17 protein-coding genes are annotated in these 18,474 nt (G+C 67.8%); 4 read left to right on the top strand and 13 right to left on the bottom strand.

All coding sequences use genetic code 11. From position 1 onward, the window contains the following. Positions 1–241: 241 nt before the first annotated feature. The 4 genes from ITJ67_RS15170 to ITJ67_RS15185 all read right to left on the bottom strand — a co-directional run bounded on the left by ITJ67_RS15170 (position 242) and on the right by ITJ67_RS15185 (position 2,685). Positions 242–679 (bottom strand): VOC family protein, encoded by a 438-nt coding sequence (locus ITJ67_RS15170; protein WP_160074551.1) that lies wholly within the window; start codon positions 677–679, stop codon positions 242–244. A gap of 45 nt (positions 680–724) precedes the next feature. Continuing rightward, on the bottom strand, positions 725–1,489 hold the full coding sequence (locus tag ITJ67_RS15175) for a class I SAM-dependent methyltransferase (RefSeq protein ID WP_160074549.1): 765 nt from the start codon (positions 1,487–1,489) through the stop codon (positions 725–727). Between the two features lie 66 nt (positions 1,490–1,555). Then, complete coding sequence (locus ITJ67_RS15180; RefSeq protein WP_160074547.1) at positions 1,556–2,302, bottom strand: DUF429 domain-containing protein; 747 nt, start codon at positions 2,300–2,302, stop codon at positions 1,556–1,558. Between the two features lie 56 nt (positions 2,303–2,358). Continuing rightward, positions 2,359–2,685, bottom strand: coding sequence for a ribbon-helix-helix protein, CopG family (locus ITJ67_RS15185; RefSeq protein WP_160074545.1), 327 nt, complete (start codon positions 2,683–2,685; stop codon positions 2,359–2,361). Between the two features lie 436 nt (positions 2,686–3,121). On the opposite strand from ITJ67_RS15185, the gene ITJ67_RS15190 reads away from it, so the two are divergent. Continuing rightward, positions 3,122–4,051 carry a DMT family transporter gene (locus tag ITJ67_RS15190; RefSeq protein ID WP_323741481.1) on the top strand — a complete coding sequence of 310 codons (930 nt, stop codon included), beginning with the start codon at positions 3,122–3,124 and terminating at the stop codon, positions 4,049–4,051. A 78-nt stretch (positions 4,052–4,129) separates the two neighbouring features. Here ITJ67_RS15190 and ITJ67_RS15195 read toward each other — a convergent pair whose 3' ends face one another. The 4 genes from ITJ67_RS15195 to ITJ67_RS15210 all read right to left on the bottom strand — a co-directional run bounded on the left by ITJ67_RS15195 (position 4,130) and on the right by ITJ67_RS15210 (position 9,904). Beyond that, a complete protein-coding gene (locus ITJ67_RS15195) occupies positions 4,130–5,341 on the bottom strand; it encodes an MFS transporter (RefSeq protein WP_194678194.1) in 1,212 nt (403 codons plus the stop codon). Between the two features lie 135 nt (positions 5,342–5,476). Then, positions 5,477–7,024, bottom strand: coding sequence for a glycoside hydrolase family 1 protein (locus ITJ67_RS15200; RefSeq protein WP_194678195.1), 1,548 nt, complete (start codon positions 7,022–7,024; stop codon positions 5,477–5,479). Then, complete coding sequence (locus tag ITJ67_RS15205) at positions 7,021–8,973, bottom strand: beta-glucoside-specific PTS transporter subunit IIABC (RefSeq protein ID WP_194678196.1); 1,953 nt, start codon at positions 8,971–8,973, stop codon at positions 7,021–7,023. Before ITJ67_RS15205 ends, ITJ67_RS15200 begins: the two co-directional genes overlap by 4 nt. 106 nt (positions 8,974–9,079) lie before the next feature. Then, positions 9,080–9,904 (bottom strand): PRD domain-containing protein, encoded by an 825-nt coding sequence (locus ITJ67_RS15210; protein WP_104332752.1) that lies wholly within the window; start codon positions 9,902–9,904, stop codon positions 9,080–9,082. 196 nt (positions 9,905–10,100) lie between these two features. Between ITJ67_RS15210 and ITJ67_RS20465 the strand changes: the two genes are divergently transcribed. Next, positions 10,101–10,418 carry a helix-turn-helix domain-containing protein gene (locus ITJ67_RS20465; protein WP_194678197.1) on the top strand — a complete coding sequence of 106 codons (318 nt, stop codon included), beginning with the start codon at positions 10,101–10,103 and terminating at the stop codon, positions 10,416–10,418. 14 nt (positions 10,419–10,432) lie between these two features. Then, positions 10,433–11,734: a type II toxin-antitoxin system HipA family toxin gene (locus ITJ67_RS15220; RefSeq protein WP_416362331.1), complete on the top strand. Its 1,302-nt coding sequence runs from the start codon at positions 10,433–10,435 to the stop codon at positions 11,732–11,734. A gap of 32 nt (positions 11,735–11,766) precedes the next feature. On the opposite strand, the gene ITJ67_RS15225 is transcribed toward ITJ67_RS15220, so the two are convergent. Beyond that, on the bottom strand, positions 11,767–12,813 hold the full coding sequence (locus tag ITJ67_RS15225; RefSeq protein WP_228503035.1) for an NADPH:quinone oxidoreductase family protein: 1,047 nt from the start codon (positions 12,811–12,813) through the stop codon (positions 11,767–11,769). A gap of 74 nt (positions 12,814–12,887) precedes the next feature. Continuing rightward, a complete protein-coding gene (locus ITJ67_RS15230; RefSeq protein WP_104301490.1) occupies positions 12,888–13,337 on the bottom strand; it encodes a MarR family winged helix-turn-helix transcriptional regulator in 450 nt (149 codons plus the stop codon). Positions 13,338–13,453: 116 nt separating this feature from the next. Here ITJ67_RS15230 and ITJ67_RS15235 point away from each other — a divergent pair, with 116 nt between their 5' ends. Then, positions 13,454–14,914: an MFS transporter gene (locus tag ITJ67_RS15235; RefSeq protein ID WP_228503038.1), complete on the top strand. Its 1,461-nt coding sequence runs from the start codon at positions 13,454–13,456 to the stop codon at positions 14,912–14,914. 28 nt (positions 14,915–14,942) lie between these two features. On the opposite strand, the gene ITJ67_RS15240 is transcribed toward ITJ67_RS15235, so the two are convergent. From ITJ67_RS15240 to ITJ67_RS15250, 3 genes are read right to left on the bottom strand one after another with little or no spacing between them, the layout of a single operon-like run. Further along, positions 14,943–15,431: a MarR family winged helix-turn-helix transcriptional regulator gene (locus tag ITJ67_RS15240; protein WP_194678200.1), complete on the bottom strand. Its 489-nt coding sequence runs from the start codon at positions 15,429–15,431 to the stop codon at positions 14,943–14,945. Between the two features lie 59 nt (positions 15,432–15,490). Beyond that, on the bottom strand, positions 15,491–16,522 hold the full coding sequence (locus ITJ67_RS15245) for an SMP-30/gluconolactonase/LRE family protein (RefSeq protein ID WP_194678201.1): 1,032 nt from the start codon (positions 16,520–16,522) through the stop codon (positions 15,491–15,493). Further along, positions 16,519–18,375: a flavin-containing monooxygenase gene (locus ITJ67_RS15250; RefSeq protein ID WP_194678202.1), complete on the bottom strand. Its 1,857-nt coding sequence runs from the start codon at positions 18,373–18,375 to the stop codon at positions 16,519–16,521. The genes ITJ67_RS15245 and ITJ67_RS15250 overlap by 4 nt, the downstream gene beginning before the upstream one ends. Positions 18,376–18,474 lie beyond the last annotated feature (99 nt).

Here is an 18,474-nt window from a genome sequence, read left to right on the forward strand (position 1 = left end):
CTGCCGAAAATCCGCTTCACCGGAGGCGACTCGGGCGGAGGCTGACCAACATCAGTGCAGATTCGGCCCGCTTGGCCAATCTGCGCTCGGTTTCGAGCGATTTTGCACTGATGCTGGTCACGGTAGGCGACGCCGCGGAGGTGGCGGGAGCGGTCTGGAGTTCGGTTGCCGACTCGGTCTCCGTCCTCAGTTCCGCTCGTCGGCGATCCGGGCACCGGGGTCGCGGTTGCTGCGCGGCGTGTCAGCTCTTCGTGAGGTCCTGAGCGAGCATCACGATGATGCCGCTCGGCCCCCGAAGGTAGGTGAGCCTGTACACGTCCTGGTAGTTCGCGACGCCGCGGAGCGGATGGCAGCCGTGCCTGGCGGCGATGGCGAGCGAAGCGTCGAGGTCGTCGACGGAGAACGCCACGCGGTGCATGCCGATCTCGTTGGGCAGCGTCGGCTCGGTCTCGATGGCCTCGGGGTTGAGGTACTCGAAGAGCTCGAGTTGTCCGTGGCCGTCCGGGGTCTGCAGCACGGCGATCTTCGCGTGGTTCCCGTCGAGGCCGACGGCCGTGGATGCCCACTCGCCGCTCACCTCGTCGCGGCCGAGCACGGTGAGGCCAAGGTCGGTGAAGAAGGCGATGGTCGCTTCGAGGTCACGGACGGCGATGCCGACGTTCTCGAGTTTGATGGGCATGGTCCGCATGCTACTCAGCTTTGCCGAGCGGATGCGGGACCCGCGCTACCGGTTCACTCGTCCGACCCGACCGCCGATGGGCCAGGTCGTCCGGCGCTCGGTCGAGGGGTCGCCCCAGAGCTCTGCGAGGTCACGGCCGACGTCTTCGAGGAGATGCTCCCGGCCGGCCTCGCGGGCAGCGCGGACGGCCGACCAGGTCGAGAAGTAGCCGAGCAGCGCATCGAGCGTGAGGTTCTTCTCGATGCTGGGGGCGTGGAACTCGAGCTCCTCGAACGGGAAGGGGAGGTCGCGGTACTCGCGTTCGACGAGGCGCCTCGTCGGTGGCCAGTAGGCGTCGAGGTCATCGGCGTAGAAGCGCTGAGCGCGGTCGTCGATTGCCGGATCGTCGACGTGGAGGATGCCGTAGCAGAGGAGTGCGAGGATGCCGCCGTCGGCGCTCACTCGGGTGACCTCGTCGTAGAACTGGGGTAGGTCGAACCAGTGCGCGGCCTGGGCGACGCTGACCAGGCTGGCGGAGTTGTCGTGGATGCTCATCGGCAGCGACTCGGCGGGCGCCTGCACGTACTCGACGCGCGGATGCGGCGCGGCGTTGGCGATCTGCTCCTCGCTCGGATCGAGGCCGATGACCTCGTCGAAGACGTCGCCCAGGGTGGTCGTGAACTGGCCGTTCCCGCAGCCCACGTCGAGGGCGAGGTGCGGGCTCGGCGTGAGCTCGGCCAGCTCAGCCGCCAGGGAAGCGGGGTAGCTGGGGCGGAAGTCGGCGTAGGCCCGCCCGCCCTCGGTGAACCAGTTGCGCGCAGCTCGAGTCATGCGCTGATGCTAGGTGCGGCGGCTGAGCGCTCGGCGGCGGTTCCGGCTGGAGTCAGGAGTCAGGGGTCAGGCGTGGGGTGCCAGCTCGGCGATGGAGCAGGTCGGCAGGGCGACCCAGCCTTCCACCTTCGCGGCGTCGAGCAGGTCTGGTGCGACGGGCAGCGTCTTGCCGAGCGCGTGGGCGCGCGCGTTGAGTGACGCGGCGAGGGCATCGAGGGCGTCGTCGGAGTGGCCGAGGAGCGTTCGCTGTTCGGCGGTCGTCTCGAGCCAGGGGAGCGCATCCAGCAGCGCCGCCGCCGCCAGGACGCGCGCCTCCGGCTTCGTCTTGTACCCGGGAGTGAGCAGCCCCCAGGCGCGCAGGGCTGCGGCGGGGTAGACCTCGGCGAAGCGTCCGCCGCCGGAGCGGTCGACCTCCTCGCCGGTCGACTCGAACGCCTCGAGCAACTCGGCGCAGTGGATGGCCGTCATGCCGAGCCGGTCCGTGGATACGCTCAGCGGCCACCGCCCTGTGCGCTCGCGCACGACCCGGTCGGTGTTTCGGTAGGCGAGACGCCGACGCAGGTCGATGCCGGAGTGCGTGCGCGCCCCCGTCGCCCGTCCTGCGTGCGCCGTCACGAACTCGACGAACTCGATGGGCCAGCCGAACGCGCAATCGATGCCGATGCTCGTCGCATCCACCGACAGGTCGACGATGTCCGCGTCGTGGATGCCGAGCCGCAGCTCGGCCACACGGGCCGTATCCGCTCCCCACTCGATGGCGGCGAGCGCCGTCCGGGTGGGCTCGGCGGCCAGGTCAACGCCAACGGTTCTCACACGAGCAACGCTACGGGAACGCGACTGGGCCCCTTTGCGACTCGCGCCAGGTCTCCTCAACTCGCGAGGGCGCGCGCCTTCACAGCTGCGAGGTCACGCTCGAGGCGCTCGATCGCGACGCGCAGATCGTCGCCCTGGTGCGCGGCGAGCCCCTCCAAGATGAACCCTCGAGTGAGTGTCGACAGCGACACGCCATTCTTCGCCGCAAGTGCTTGCAGTGCCTCAAGCGTCTCCGCGGGTACCCGGAGCGTCAAGAGCGGAGATGGCCCATGGTTGGGTTTCGTCCACTGCCCCTCAGCGGTGGCCTCTCGATACTCGGGGCTGTCCGCTTCGAGCTCGGCGCGGATCGCGTCGCGTGCGTCCTGGGGGAGTGCGTCAGTCATTGTCTCGCCGTTCTTCGTAGAGTTTTCGATGGGAAGCATTGGCAGGCCAGGCGTTGCCGCCGAAGAGGCATCCATCGTGCCTGATCACGATCACCACAAGTAGCTGTTGAAGTGATGTGCTCCATCCGATGTACCGGTCTGATCTGCCGGATCGACTTGCTGGGTCCGGTGAGCGGAGGAGAGCCTCCGGGTCGTCGAGCGCTTCCTCAGCCTGGTGGGGTTCGACTCCATGACGGTCGCGCATGTGCGCGACCGCGTCAGGGTCCCAGGTGATTCTGACCATGATCGAGTGTATAACACCCGTTGTACATTTCGTGGATGCTCAGAAGCACGCGGCCAGGTTCCGTCCGGTGCGAAGCGACCGTACTCGCGGTACCGCCTGGCTAGGCTGACGTGGTCGAGCCGCGTTCCGCTGCCCGGGTCAGGGAGGGTGCTCGTGAGTGTGGGCTCGTTGGGTGCGGCGCAGGATGCATCCGCTCGTCGCTCGCTGGTGATCGCGGTGCTATCGCTGCTCGGGGCGACCCTGTTCTGGGCGAGCAACTACATCGTCGGCGAGGCAGTGCTCAAGACCATGGACCCGCTCAGCCTCGTGCTGTGGCGTTGGACGCTCGCCGCCGTGCCGCTGCTCGCGATCGCGCATTTCGTGGAGCGTCCCAAATGGCGTGAGGTGCTGCGAGCCTGGCCGTGGCTGCTCGCCCTCAGCTGCACGGGGCTCGTCGGCTACAACCTGACGCTCTACGCCGCACTGCAGTACAGCGACGCCTACAGCGCGTCCCTCATCAACGCGTTCAACCCCGCCGTGATCGCAGTCGCCGCCGCGGTCTTCTTGAACCAACGCCTCACCAGTACCGGCATCTGGGGCGTCGTGATCGCCCTCGTCGGCGTGTTCGTCGTCGTCAGCGGCGGCGATGTCGGCGCGTTCCTGAAGGCGGGGTTCGGGATCGGGCAGCTGCTCATGTTCGGCGCCGTCGGCATCTGGACGGCCTACACGATCATCGGCCGCCGCTCGCCGCCGCTGCCGCCGATCACCTCGACATCGATCCAGGCGGTCATCACCGTGGTCCTCGTCGCGCCGGTCACCCTCGCGACGGGCGGCCCGCAGCTCCCGGTCTCAGCGGAAGCGCTCACGTCGCTGCTGCTCATTGCCGTGTTCCCGTCGGTGCTGTCCTACCTGCTCTGGAACCGCGCGCTCGCTGTCATCCCGGCGGCTCGAGCAGGGGTGTTCCTGAACCTGATCACCGTGTTCACGGTCGCGTTCACCCTGCTGGCGGGCCAGCCGTTCACGATCGGGCAGCTCGTGGGCGGGGCGATCGTCATCGTCGGAGTCGTCGTCGCCAACGCTCAGGCGTTCCGGCGGGCGGCTTGAATCGGCCTGTGTCGCAACGATCTGGGTAGCTGGCGCGCGCGAGCATCTTCAGTGGTGCGAGGTCGAATTCTCGGAGTTCTATCGTGATGCGACTGCGACGTCGGAGCGCTCCTGCCGCGGTGCCCTGCGGCCGACCAGCCAGCTCGCGACGGCCGCGACGGCGACAAGGGCCAGCACGGCGATGAGCGCGGACCGGAGCCCGAAGTCCTCGCCGAGGAAGCCGAGTGCGGGCGGCCCGACGAGGAACGCGATGTAGCCGAGCGTCGCGGCGAACGCGACGCGCGCATCCGGCCGGTCGCCCGAGGCACCTGCGGCCGAGAGGGCGACGGGGAAGCCGAGTGCCGTGCCGAGGCCCCACAGGATCGCGGCGCAGGCGGCGACCGCCTGGTTGTCGATGAAGATGATGAGCGCCAACCCTGCCGCGCCGATCAGCGCGCTCGCGCACAGCACCGCGGGCCGGCCGAAGCGGTCGACGAACGAGCCGCCTACGAAGCGTCCGACGGTCATCGACAGGGCGAAGACCGCGAAGATGCCGGAGCCCCAGGCCGCGTCGAAACCGTGCCCGTCGACCATCACCAGAGGGAGCCAGTCGTTGGCGCTGCCCTCTGCCATGGCGAGCGCCAGCACGATGACGCCGATCAGCAGCAGCGTCCTGTCGCGCCAGAGCGGGCTGCTGGCTGGCGCATCTTCCCTGACGACGCTCGCCTCGAGCGCCGCCCTGCCGGTAGCCGGGGGAAGGAGGCGGATGGAGACGACGAGCCCCACCGCGACGACCACGGCGGCGATGCTGAGGTGAGCCAGGATGGGGAAGGACGTGGCGGTTGCGACGATGCCGCCGACCGCGCCGATGGTGGTGCCGAGGCTGAAGAAGCCGTGCATGGCGGGCAGCGTCGACTTGCCGAGCTGCCGCTCCACGTCGGCCCCCTCGATGTTGAGCGCCACCTCGGCGCCACCCATGCCGAGGCCGAAGAGGGCGAGCCCGAGGGCCACGACGACGCCGGAGGCCAGCGCCGCACCCGCCCCGATCGTCAGCGCGCTCGCCGCGACGAGGGTCATGCCGACGGCGATGACCGGGCGCGCGCCGAACCTGCTGACGAGGCGGCCCGAGCTGAGGATGCCGACCATCGACCCGACCGACAGGCCGAAGAGGATCAACCCCATCTCCGCGGTCGACGCGCCGAGCGCATCCCGAACGTCGGGGGTCCGGGTCACCCAGGAGGCGATCGTGATGCCCGGCAGGAAGAAGAGCACGAACAGCGCGAAGCGGCGGCGCTGGGGGGAAGCGGGCAATTGGGGTCCGTCTCAGATGGGGGGGCGTGGCTTCGAGCGTATCGCCCGGCTGGCCGATGCGGCGCAGCGGAAGAGGGCCGCCATGCACGCACGGCGGCCCTCTCAGGACGGATGGCCGGGGTCGCCGGCCGGTGCCTACGCGCCGGTTGCGGGCAGCGCCTGGAGCGTCGCGCCGTTCGAGGCGAGGAGCTCCCGATACCAGTGGAAGCTGTCCTTCCGCACGCGGTCACCGTTGCCGGCGCCCTCGTCGTCGAGGTCGACGTAGATGACCCCGTACCGCTTCGTCATCTGCGACGTGGAGGCGCTCACGATGTCGAGTCCGCCCCACGACGTGTAGCCGAGCAGGTCGACGCCGTCCTCGATGGCCTCCCGAACCTGCTGCAGGTGCTGGCGGAAGTAGTCGATCCGGTACTCGTCGTGCACCGCCCGTTCGTCGCCGGAGCCTTCGAGCACATCCGTCGCCCCGAGGCCGTTCTCGACGATGAACAGCGGCACCTGGTAGCGGTCCCACAGGTCGTTGAGCACAAACCGCAGGCCCTCGGGGTCGAGGTGCCAGCCCCATTCGGTGGTCTGCAGGTGGGGGTTCTTGATCGTCGAGAACAGGTTGCCGCCCGTTGCGCCGTACTGCTCGGGGCTCACGGAGGAGACGAGGCTCATGTAGTAGCTGAACGAGATGAAGTCGACCGTGTTGGCGGCAAGGAGCGCCTCGTCGCCCGGCTCCATGGCGACGTGGATGCCCGTGTCGCGCCAGAAGCGCCGCACGGTTCCCGAGTACCGGCCTCGCACCTGCACGTCGGTGTGGAACAGGTTCATGTTGTTGTCCCACTGGGCCCGCACGATGTCGGCGGGCGCCGAGGTGGCCGGGTAGTGGGCCATGCGGGCGAGCATGCAGCCGACCTGCGCATCCGGGGCGATCTCGCGGGCGGCTTTCGTGGCGAGGGCGCTCGCGACGAACTGGTGGTGCAGCGCCTGGTAGCCGACCTGGCGTGGGTCGACGCCGTCTTCGGGTTCGCGCTCGATGATGCCGCCGCCCGTGTACGGCTCGATGAGGGTCGTGTTGATCTCGTTGAACGTCAGCCAGTAGCGCACGAGTCCCCGGTACCGCGTGAGGATGGTCCTCGCGTACGTCTCGAAGAGGCCCACGACGGCGCGGTTCGACCATCCGCCGTACTCGGTGACGAGGTGCAGGGGCATCTCGTAGTGCGACATCGTGACGACCGGTTCGATGCCGCGCTCGCGGAGGCGCGTGAAGAGACGCTCGTAGAAGAGGAGGCCTTCCTCGTTGGGCTGGGCGTCGTCTCCGTTGGGGAAGATGCGCGACCAGGCGATCGACATGCGCAGTGACTTCAGGCCGAGCTCCGCGAAGAGCTCGACGTCGCCCTCCCAGCGGTTGTAGAAGTCGCTTGCCGAGCGCTTGGGGTAGCCGGCTGCGCCCGGGGTGGCGATGGCTTCGGCGATCTGCGCATCCGTCGCCTTCATGAGCGAGGTGATGTCGACGTAGTCGCCCGTCTTGCGGAACGGGATGACGTCGGCCTGCGAGAGGCCCTTGCCGTCTTGGTCGAAGCCACCCTCGACCTGGTTCGCGGCGAACGCGGTGCCCCAGAGGAATCCGTCTGGGAAGGCGCCGGATGCTCCGTGCGGGCTCGGGTCGGTTGCGGTGAGCTGCTCGGTGGTGCGGGTCATGCGGTTGCCTCCTTGTGGCTGGCCTCGGCGTCGATGGTGGAGAGGACGTGCATGAGCGCGTCGCCGTTCCCGCGCGTGCCGGGGGTGCTCGGCACGATCGAGCGCAGGCCGAGGTTGGTGATGACGATGACCGTCACGGTGTCGTTGGTGGCGCTGACGGCGTCCAGGTCGACGTCGATGAGCGGGTCGCCGATGGCGACGCGGTCGCCTTCCGCCACGTGCGCTTCGAAGCCGCGGCCCTGCAGGGAGACCGTGTCGATGCCGATGTGGATGAGCACTTCGGTGCCCTGATCGCTGCGGATGGCGACGGCGTGCTTGGTCGGGAAGACGGTGACGACTTCACCCGTGACGGGCGACGTGACGTGACCGCTTGTCGGGCGGATGGCGGCGCCGTCGCCGACGAGACGCTGCGAGAACGTCTTGTCTGGCACTTCGTCGAGGGAGATGAGCTCGCCCGCCATGGGGGAGGCGATGAGCTCGCCGCTCGAGGGCGCGAGGGGCGCATCCGTCGTCGAGGTGGCGCTGGCTGCGGTGGCTGCGGACGCCGGCTTCTCGTTCGCCGCGACGGTCTGGGAGGCCTTGGCGAGGATCGACTCGTCGATGCCGAGGATGGCGGAGACGACGGTCGAGACGATGAACGCGAGGACGATGCCGAGGATCGCCCACCCGAAGGTGGCTCCGACGAGGCCCGGCAGCCCGGGGAGGCCGCCGTTGCCGGCGAGCACGTAGGCCTGCACTCCGAAGCCGAGCGAGATGGCGCCGCCGACGCCGGCTCCCGCCATGGAGGCGATGAGCGGGCGGCGCAGCGGCAGTGCGAGGCCGTAGAGGGCAGGCTCGGTGACGCCCATGAGAGCCGTGAAGGTCGTCGAGAGGGAGAGTGCCTTGATCTGCGCGTTCTTGGCGCGGAGGAAGACGCCGAAGACGGCACCGGCGGTCGCGAAGGTCTGCACGTAGGTGAGGGGCAGGAACTTGTCGTAGCCGAGGGTGGCGAGGTTCTGCAGGATGAACGGGACGAGCGCGTAGTGCATCCCGGTCATGATGATGAGCGGGAGCAGCGCGCCGATCACGAAGCCGGCGGGTGCGCCGCCGTTGTCGAGCGCCCAGTTGATGCCGCCGGCGACGCCGTTGCCGACGAAGGTGCCGAGCGGGCCGAGGGCGACGAGGGTGATCGGGACAACCGTGACGAGCGTGAGCATGGGCACGAACGTCAGCTTCAGGAACGACGGGATGATCTTCGTGAAGAGGCGCTCAGCCCACGACATGAGGTAGACGCCCAGCAGCACGGGGATGACGGAGTACGCGTAGGAGACCGAGGTGACCGTGACCCCGAGGAGCGCGACCGGCTCGCCGGCGCTGAGCATGGTCGTGAGCGCCGGGTAGACGAGCACCGCGCCGAGGGACGCCGCGACGTAGGGATTCGCGTTGAGCTTCCGCGCTGCCGAGACGGCGACGACGATCGGCAGGAAGAAGAAGACCGCGTCGGCGATGGCCGAGAAGATGAGGAACGTCTGCGAGCTCGGGTCGACCCAGCCGAACGCGTTGATGAGGGCGAGCACACCCTTGAGGAGGCCCGCGCCGGCGATGGCCGGGAGGATGGGGGCGAAGACGCCGGAGATGAAGTCGAAGAAGCGGGTGTGCAGCTTCTGCTTGCCGCCCTCGGTGCCGGCGGATGCATCTGCTGCGCCCTCTTCGGAGCTCGCGAGGCGCGGCAGCTCGGCGACGATCGCCTTGTGCACCAGCGGCACGTCGTTGCCGATGATGACCTGGTACTGCGAGCCGGCGTCGTTGACGCCGACGACGGGTCCGATCGCGGTGAGCGCGGCCTGGTCTGCCTTCGTGTTGTCCTTCAGGCCGAAGCGCAGGCGGGTGACGCAGTGGTAGAGCGAGGAGATGTTCTCTTCGCCGCCGACGGCGGCGATGATCGCTGCGGCGTCTTTCTCATACTTCATGGGGTGTCTCCTGGTTGGGGAGAATCCCGGCTTCACGCGGTTGCCCTCACGCTGCGGTGGATTCTTGGGGGTGTTGAAAACTGTGGGTGGATGCGGCGGTGCCGTGTCAGAGGAAGTTCGCGATGTGCAGGCCGAGGTAGACCTTCTCGGAGGCGCTCATCGCGTGCCCGTGGCTGCGCTTCACGAACGCATCCACCTTGTCGACGCTCGAGAACGCGGCCGGCTTCTGCTCGGTGAGGATGCGCAGCAGCTCGGCGTCGTCGCGTTGCACGGTCTCGCCGAGCAGCACGCGCTGCGCGAAGAAGCGCACGTGGGTGACGAAGCGGAGGTACGACGAGTTGGCGTCGTCGTAGTGCAGGCCGAAGTGGAGGCGCACGATGTCGAGGATCGAGTGGGTGAGCTCCATGAGGCGGGCCGCGCTGTCGGCGGCGCCGCCGACCTGGGCGTTGATGACGTGGAGGGCGATGCTCGTCGCCTCCTCCTCGGGGAGGTCGACGTCGAGGCGCGAGTTGAGCTCGGCGACGGCGCTCTTCGCGAAGGCGTACTCGCTCGGGTAGTAGCGGCGCACTTCGACGGCGAGCGGCACGGTGAAGTCGCCGCCGTCGCGGGCGCGCTGCACGGCGAACACGAAGTGGTCGGCGAGGCTCGCGTAGAGGCTGTCGCTGATCTTCGCGCTCAACTCGGCGCGCGCGCGGGCGACGAGGTCGGCGGTGGCGGTGAGGATCTCGGCCGGGATCGAGTCGACGATGGAGGCGAAGTGCCGGCTGGCAGCGTCGTCCTCGAGCCGGAAGACCTTCTCGACGAGCGACTGGTCGACGCGCTCGCCCGGCTTCGAGCGGAAGCCGAGTCCCTTGCCGAAGACGATGACCTCCTGCAGGGAGTCGTCCAACGCGTCAACAACGTTGTTGTTGAGTACCCGCCGAATGATCATCTTGCTCTCCTAGGAACACGCTTGCTGAAATCGTCGTCGAAACAGCTGCGGTGTTGCCTGCGGAAGCAGTGACAAGCCGCTGTCACTGTAACCACATCCTCGAGACATGGCAAGCGGATTCGGGCCATCGCGCTCGGGTGGATTATCCACGGAAAAGTATTGATTATCCGCCTCTACGGCTGTTATCGTCATTTTTATGGAGATAAAACGAGACTCCTCGGTCGAGGAATGGGAGGCCGCGCTCGGTGCGCAGGTGCGGCGAGCCCGCCTGATCGAAGATGTCGACCAGGCCAGTCTCGCTGAGCGGGCGAACGTCAGCGTCGGTGCGCTTGCCAACCTTGAACACGGACGCGGTGCGAGGGTGCAGACGCTGATTCGTGTCTGCCGGGCGCTTGGGCGTGAGGACTGGCTCGCCTCCCTTGAGCCTGAGCGGGCCAGGAGCCCGTTGGCGCTGGCGCGCGCGCAGGAGAGAAGCCACGAGCCGCGGCGTGCAAGCAACCGGAGGAGGTCGTAGTGGCCTACCGCAACGTGGAGGTCCTCCGCGTAGAGATCTTCGGTCGGAGGGTCGGGGCTGTTGCGGCCAGCACGACGGGTCGGGTGTTTGCCTTCGAGTACGAACCGTCGTGGTTGCGGAGCGGGTTGCAGCTCGCTCCGCTCCTCATGCCAGCCCGAACGCGTGGCCGTCGTCAGTTCGAGTTCCCGCAGCTCAATGCGGAGACGTTCATGGGGCTGCCGCCGATGCTGGCTGACAGCGCCCCCGATCGCTTCGGGAACGGGATCATCGATGCGGCGCTTGCGCGTGAGGGCGTCGCGCCTGGTGAAGTCAGCGCGCTTGATCGCCTCTCATACGTGGGAAGGCGCGGGATGGGGGCGCTCACGTTCATCCCGGACACCGCTCCGCGCCTGGAGCCGACGTCTCTTGAGCTGCAGCGTCTCGTCGAGGCGGCGCGGGCTGCGGTTGACGGGACCCTCGATGAGAGGGGCTCGACGGAGAGCCTGAATCAGCTGCTCTCAGTGGGAACGAGCGCGGGAGGAGCGCGAGCGAAAGCCGTTGTGGCTTACAACCCGAGCACTCATGAGATGCGCGCCGGTGGGATCGCGGCACCTGATGGGTTCGAGCAGTGGCTCCTCAAATTCGATGGAGTTGGCGCTGACCAGCAGCTGGGCGCGGGCGGTGAGTACGGGAGAACCGAATTCGCGTACTCGCGCATGGCTGCCGCTGCTGGTGTCGAGATGTCCGAGACTCAGCTTGTCGAGGAGGGCGGTCGTGCCCACTTCTTCACGAAGCGCTTCGACCGGATCGGCACGGGTGCTGATGAGCAGAGACTGCACATGCAGTCGCTCTGTGCTCTGGCCGGCGCGGACTTTAACCAGGTCGGCGTCCACGACTATGCATCGCTCTTCACCACAGCTCGTCAGCTTGGTCTGGAGGTAGCGGGGCCTGTTGGGGTGCAGCTCCTGCGCCGGGCCTCGTTCAACGTCCTCGCGAGCAACAACGACGATCACACGAAGAACCACGCGTTCCTTATGGACGAGTCTGGTGTCTGGTCTCTGGCCCCGGCCTATGACCTCACCTTTGCGTACAACCCGGCGGGTGCGTGGACGTCGCAGCATCTGATGAGCGTCGACGGTGAGTTCGGCATGATCACGCGACGCCAGCTCCACGCGCTCGGCGATCGCTTTGATGTGCCCGGCTATCGGGCAGTTGTGGGGGAGGTTGCAGATGCCATCGCGCGGTGGCGAGAGTTCGCGAACGAGGCGCGGCTCGGTGCGCCTCGTGCTGACGTCATCGACGCGCGGCTGCGCGACGTCCGCGCTGGATTCGGTTGATAGGCCGACCTTTGGCTCGTCCGCGTGCCTCGTTACTCCAGGCCGAGGTTGATCACGACCTTGCCGCGGGCGCGGCGTTCCTCGAGGCTCGCGACGGCCTCGGCTGCTTCGCGGAGGGGGACGACCGCGGTGATCGAGGCGCGTAGTTCGCCGCGCTCGACGGCGGGCGAGAGCCGCGCCCACTGCTCGGGGAGCGACACGAGGCACTCGGGCATGAGCCCCTCCCAAGCCGCGCCGACGACGGAGATGTTGCCAAGCAGCAGCCGGTTGGTCTTGACGGTCGGGATGCTGCCGCCGGTGAAGCCGAGCACGACGAGGCGCCCGCGCTTCGCGAGGCACCGCAGGGAGTCGGTGAAGCGGTCGCCACCGACGGGGTCGAGGACGACGTCGACGCCGCGATGGTCGGTGAGCTGGCGGACCTCGGCGAGGAAATCAGCCGCGAACACCGTGTGGTCAGCGCCGACCGAGCGTGCCAGCGCAGCCTTCTCCTCGGTCGAGACGACGGCGATGACGGTGGCGCCGATGAGCTTCGCCTGCTGGATGAGCGCGACGCCGAGCCCGCCGGCGGCCCCCTGGATGAGGACGGTCTCCCCTGCCCGCACCTGCCCGCGGTCGCGGATGGCGAAGTCGGCGCTCAGGAGGTTGATGGGCAGCGCCGCGGCATCCACGAAGCTGATCGAGTCGGGCAGCGGCAGCACCCGGTCGGCCGGTGCGACGACGTACTCGGCGAAGGCGCCATGGCTGGCGACGCCGAAGACCCGGTCGCCTGGCGCGAACCCGGAGTCTTCGCCGGCCTCGGCGATGACGCCCGCGAACTCGCTGCCGAGCACAAACGGAGTCGGGATGCGGTGCTGGTACTCGCTGCGCGACTGCAGCACGTCGGGGAACGCGACGCCGGCCGCCCGCACCTCCACGAGCACGTGACCGGGAGCTCGGTGGGGCACAGGCACCTCGCGGAGCTGCAAGCGCCGCGGGCCGCCATCCGTCGAGTTCGCGACCGCCCGCATCCCAGTGGCTCGGTCGCGCACATGGTCGCGTGGCGCGTCGTGCGTGGGCTGGTCTGGCAGAGCATCCGGCATGCATTTCACGTTAGCCGCTTCGGTGAGAGGCGACCTCCGTGGGCGGGTTCTCGACCGTCGCGGAAGCGGTGAGTTCAGCGCTGCTCCTGGGCCCTGGTGGCCTCGCTGTAGCCCTCGATTGCCAGATTGAACCTGCTCAGGTAGTCGGCGAACCGATTGACGTCGTCGTCTGGCCATTCGTCGAGGATGTGCTCGAGGGCTGTGAGCGAGCGCTGCCGTGTGGCGAGGAGGCGCTTCTCTCCCTCTGCGGTGACGTTGAACTTTCGTGCGATGCCCCCAGAGGGGTCATGGATGCGCTCGAGCAGGCCCGCCTGCATGGCCGAGCTGGTCTGTCGGTGGACGGTGGAGGTGTCGAGTCGCAGGGCCACGCTGAGTTCGCCGATCGACATCGGACCCTGCTGGTGGAGTCTGCTCAGCAGCAGGTAGGCGCTGCGTTCGACTCCTTCGTCGTGGCGGTGCTGTGACGCCGAGAAGCGGCCGAGCAGCATCTGCTGGTACTCGATATCGGCGATGCGTCGATCCATGGAGCCTCCGTCTCAACGCCGTGAATCCGCGTTGGTGTGGCCTGAGTCTACTCGGGTGTGTATCCTGCAATTGCAGAATACATATCAATTGCACTATGCATCTTCAGGAGAACAGGTTGGCTACTTCCCCCACTCGCTCCGGACGCGTCGTCGCCGTGCTGGCCTTCGCAGGCATCGCCGCCTCGCTCACGCAGACGATGATCACTCCCTTGATCGCCCAGCTCCCCGCGATCTTCGACACATCGCTGTCGAACACGGCCTGGATCGTCACCGCAACGCTGCTCGCGGGAGCCGTCGCCGTGCCGATCGCGGGGCGCCTCGGCGATCTCTTCGGGAAGCGGCGCATGCTCCTCATCTCGACCGTGCCGCTCATTCTCGGAGGGGTCCTGTGCGCGATAGCGCCGAGTGTCGAGGTCATGATCGCCGGACGCGCGCTGCAAGGAGCTGGGACCGGCCTGGTACCGCTCGGCATCGCCATGCTGCGAGACACCGTCCCCCGCGAGAAGCTGTCGTCGGCCATCGCGACCGTGAGCGCCACACTCGGCGTGGGCGGTGCGATCGGTCTACCAGTGGCAGCCGCCGTCATCGAGTTCGCCGATTGGCGCACACTCTTCTGGGGAAGCGCCGCAGTGACCGTGCTGGCCGCACTCGCGCTTCGCCTCGTGCTCCCGGCTGTCCCAGCCGCCGCTGCCGGCCAGCGGTTCGATGCACCCGGTGCGATCGGCCTCGCAATCGGCCTCGTCTCGCTGATCCTGGCGATCTCGCAGGGGTCCTTGTGGGGGTGGACTTCGGGTGTGACGCTCGGCCTCTTCGCCGTCGCGGCCCTCGTCTTCGTCGCCTGGGGCTTCTGGGAGACTCGAACACGGGATCCCCTGATCGACCTGCGCACTGCAGTGAGGCCCCGCGTGCTCTTCACCAACCTCGCCTCGATCTTCGTCGGCTTCGGCATGTACGCCAGCATGCTCGTTCTGCCCCAGGTCCTCCAGCTTCCGACGAGCACTGGGTTCGGCCTCGGCCAGAGCGTCCTGGCCGCCGGGCTCTGGATGGCTCCCGCCGGGCTCATGATGCTCGTGCTCTCACCCGTCGGCGGCCGGTTGACCGACCGACGTGGGCCCAAGTTCACGCTCGCACTCGGCTCCGCGGTCATAGCGCTCGGCTACGGGGTTGCGCTCTTCGGCATGGGAAGCGTCTGGGGGATCCTCGCCACCTCGCTGGTCGTCAACAGCGGCGTCGCGCTCGCCTACGGGGCGATGCCAGCTCTCATCATGGGGGCAGTCCCGATCTCTGAGACCGCTGCCGCGAACGGGTTCAACACGCTCATGCGCTCGCTGGGTACGACGGTTGGTGCGGCGATCGTCGGGGTCGTCCTCGCGCAGATGACGCTGCAGTCCGGGCCCGGCCCAGCCATGCCGTCAGAGACAGGGTTCCGGGTCGTGTTGGTGATCGGAGCTGGTGTCGCGGTGCTCGCGACGGTCATCGCCTGCTGCATCCCGGCGGGAGAGAAGAAGACTGAAAGCAGCACCGGATCTGCTGAAGAGCTGTCGAACGACTCGGACTCGGTACTGTCGAGCCGCTAGCACCGGCGCGTCGGAGCGGGCAGCGGGCTCACTCCGACGCGTCAGCGCCCTGGTGTGCTCGTCCCGCGCGTGCCGCCAGGGCGTCGGAGATCGCGGTCATGCCTCGCACGAAGGCGCGCAGATCCCCGAGCTCCAGGTCGGCGAGGATGCCGTCTCCGAACTCGGGCCTGGTGACGACGAGGCTGCGCATCGCGGATCGCCCGGTGTCGGTCGCTCGAACCCGCTTGGCGCGAGCATCATCGGGATCCTCGTTCCTGGACACCATGTCGCGGGCTTCGAGCCGGTCGAGCAGTTTCGACATCGAGGCCATGGACACATCGAACATACCGGCAAGTCTCGCGCCGGTCGTGCCGTCCTCGGTCGTCACGAGAACCGTCAGCACTTTGAGCTGCTGAACTGTGAGGTCAAGGTCGAGGAGGGGAGGCAGGAAGGTCCGAAGGGCCGCGTCTCTGAACACGGCGTCGAGCGCCGTTGCCTGGGCGAGCAGCTCGCTTCGTTCGTGGTCTTGTCGCGGCACATGACCACCGTACGTCGATTCGACCCGTGTGCCACGTCCTGCTTCCCCTCTGGCCTCGGTTACCCGCCGTTCGAGGGTCGGATGCCCTCGCCGAACGCCTCGAACGAGTACACCAGGCCGCCCGCTTCGCCGCTCGCCGTGAGGACCCCGTTGGTCGTTCCCGGCTGGATGGCGATGTTGGTCGCCGATGAGACGTCGGCGTCGTCGGGAACGACGATCTCCGCGATGAGCGCTCCGTCGGGGTCGTAGACGAGGATCGCCGCGCGATTGTGCAGACCGACGTAGAGATTTCCCTCCGCGTCAACCGCCGCCGAATCGATCTGCGCCTTGCCGGTATCCACGCGTATGGCCGGGTGGGCTGTGGCGACCGAGGTGCCGTCATCGGACAGGGTCAGGTAGTCGATCTGATTGCCGGTGTTGAGTGTCACCCAGAGTCCACTCGAATCGGGCGTGAACGCGAGTCCGTTCGGCGACGCGAGTTCGCTGGCCATGACATCGGCGGTCGAGCCGTCGGGCGAGATGCGCACGAGTCGCCCGGTGGGCTCCCAATAGGGAGCCTGGGCTCCAGCCGCGTCGGTCACGAACATGGCGCCGGTATCGTCGAAAGACAGGTCGTCCGGGTTCATCGGGGCCCCGTCTAGCTCGCCCTCGAAGACGACGCGGGGATCCTCGCCTTCAGGGGTCATGCTCAGGACGCGGCCGCCGATGAAGTCGGTCACGTACAGGCGTCCGTCAACTGGACTGAACTGCGCAGAGGTGAGTGCGCTCTGGTCGTCGGTGTAGATCGACGAGGATTCGCCCGTGTCCACGTCGATCCGGTGCACCTTCGGGGAGCCGGGAGGGGCGGTCACATCGACGAGGTACAGCAGTCCGTCTTCGCTGAACGTCGGCCCTTCGAGCAAGGTCATGCCCGTTGCCTCGTGCACGGTCGTGACCTGTGCGACCTCCGTCGCCTGGATGGTCTGCTGCGATGCTGAGGTGTCGCCTGCTTGCTGTCCAGAGGTGGTCGAGCATCCGCTCAGCGCGAGCGTGAGGAGTGCCGCACCGGCTCCGATGGCCGCATGCCGCTGGCGATGCCCGCGCGGTGTCATGCGCTGACCCCCGCGCTGACCGCCTTCGGCTGGCGAGAGGCGGACGGTTCGACGAGGATCTCGCGCATCCGGGTCGCTCGCCACTCTCGCAGCAGTCGGTGGAAGACGACCGGGCCGGGGCTGTAGCTCGCACCGCCGATCGACCGAGTCCCCTCGCCGTTGTAGTAGCCGGGCGTGCACTCTGCCTGGAACGCGCGCGTATCGGAGGCGGTGGCCGCGACTTCCTGGACCCATGCCTGCTGAGCTTCGAGTGTCGGCTCCAGATACCGAGCGCCGCGACGACGCCCTTCTCCGATGACCGCTGCGATGTGCTCGGCTTGTTCCTGCAGGATGTGGGCGAAGTTCACCGAGTTGGCGTTCTGCAGCGCGCTGAGGTGGAAGAGGTTCGGGAAGCCGTGGGTCGCGAATCCGTGAAGCGTCTGAATTCCCTGCCCCCACGCTTCGAGCAGTGTCTGCCCGCCGCGACCGGTGACAGGAAGAGTGCCGGAGAGAACGCCGGAGATGCCCACCTCGAAGCCGGTCGCGAAGATCACGCAGTCGACCTCGAACTCCTCGTCGCCGACGAACACCGACGTCTCCGTCATCCGTGTGATGCCGCCGTGGTCTGCCGTGTCGACGAGCGTCGCGTTCGGCCGGTTGAAGGTCTGCAGGTACTCGTCGCTGAAGCCCGGGCGCTTGCACATGTAGCGGTACCAGGGCTTGAGCGCGGCAGCGGTTGCGGGATCAGTCACGACTTCGTCAACCCGCGAGCGAATGCGGTTCATCGTGCGCGCGTCGTCGAGCTCGTCGCGCACCTCTCGCTCCTCAGGGGAGATGGTGTCATCGACAGCTCCACTCAGGATCTGGCGCTGCAGGTTGACGGTGGCTGTCCAGCCGTCTTGCACCAGGCTCTCTTCGACGGGTTCGCCGGCGAGGACTTCGAGGAAGTTCTCCATGCGCTCCCGCTGCCAGCCGGGTTGCAGGGATGCGGCCCACTCCTGGTCGGTGGGACGGTTGTCGCGGATGTCTACCGTTGATGGGGTTCGCTGGAAGACGAACAGATGCTCGGCGTCCCGACCGACGTGGGGGATGAGCTGAAGCCCGGTCGCACCTGTGCCGACGACGGCGACCCGCTTGTCGGCAAGTCCGGTCAGTCCGCCATCTGCGCTCCCGCCCGTGTAGGAGTAGTCCCAGCGGCTCGAGTGGAACGTGTGCCCGCGGAACGTCTCGATACCCGGAATCCCGGGCAGTTTCGGCTGCGTCAGTGTTCCGGAGGACGTCACGACGAAGGTCGCGTGGAACCGGTCGCCGCGGTCGGTCGAGACGAGCCACTTCTCGAGGGTCTCATCCCAGGCCAGGCCGGTCGCGCGGGTGTGGAAGAGCGCGTCACCGTAGAGGCGATAGTGCTCGGCGATGGCAATCGCGTGCTGGCGAATCTCCTCGCCCGGCGCGTAGCGCCATCTCGGCAGGTAGCCGACCTCTTCGAGCAACGGCATATAGACGTACGACTCGATGTCGCAGCGGATGCCCGGGTACCTGTTCCAGTACCAGGTCCCACCCACGTCGCCTCCCTCGTCCATGACTCTCACGGAGTCGACCCCGGCTTCCTTGAGCCTGGCAGCGGTGAGGAGCCCGCCGAACCCGGCCCCGATGACAAGAGCCTCGACGGCGTCCGTCCGAGTCTCGCGCTCGGTGCGCGCGGTGTAGGGGTCCTTGGCGTAGTATCCGAACTCCCCTGCCACTGAGGTGTAGCTGCGAGTCGAGCCTGACGGAGCACGGCGGTCGCGCTCCCGGCGGTACTTTCGGCGTAGGTCCTCGATGCCAAGGGAATCTTCTGAGTCTGTCCTGGAGTTGCCTGTGGTTGCGATGGTCATCGGACTCCTGTTCAGGGGGGGTGCATGGTCGCAGCGCACAGAAAATCACCGGCATGCGCGGGGGCTCGCTGAGGCGCCGCCGTAGCTGGCGCGCGACCG

The sequence above is a fragment of the Pseudoclavibacter sp. VKM Ac-2867 genome (assembly GCF_015351275.1).
GTDB lineage: Bacteria > Actinomycetota > Actinomycetes > Actinomycetales > Microbacteriaceae > Pseudoclavibacter.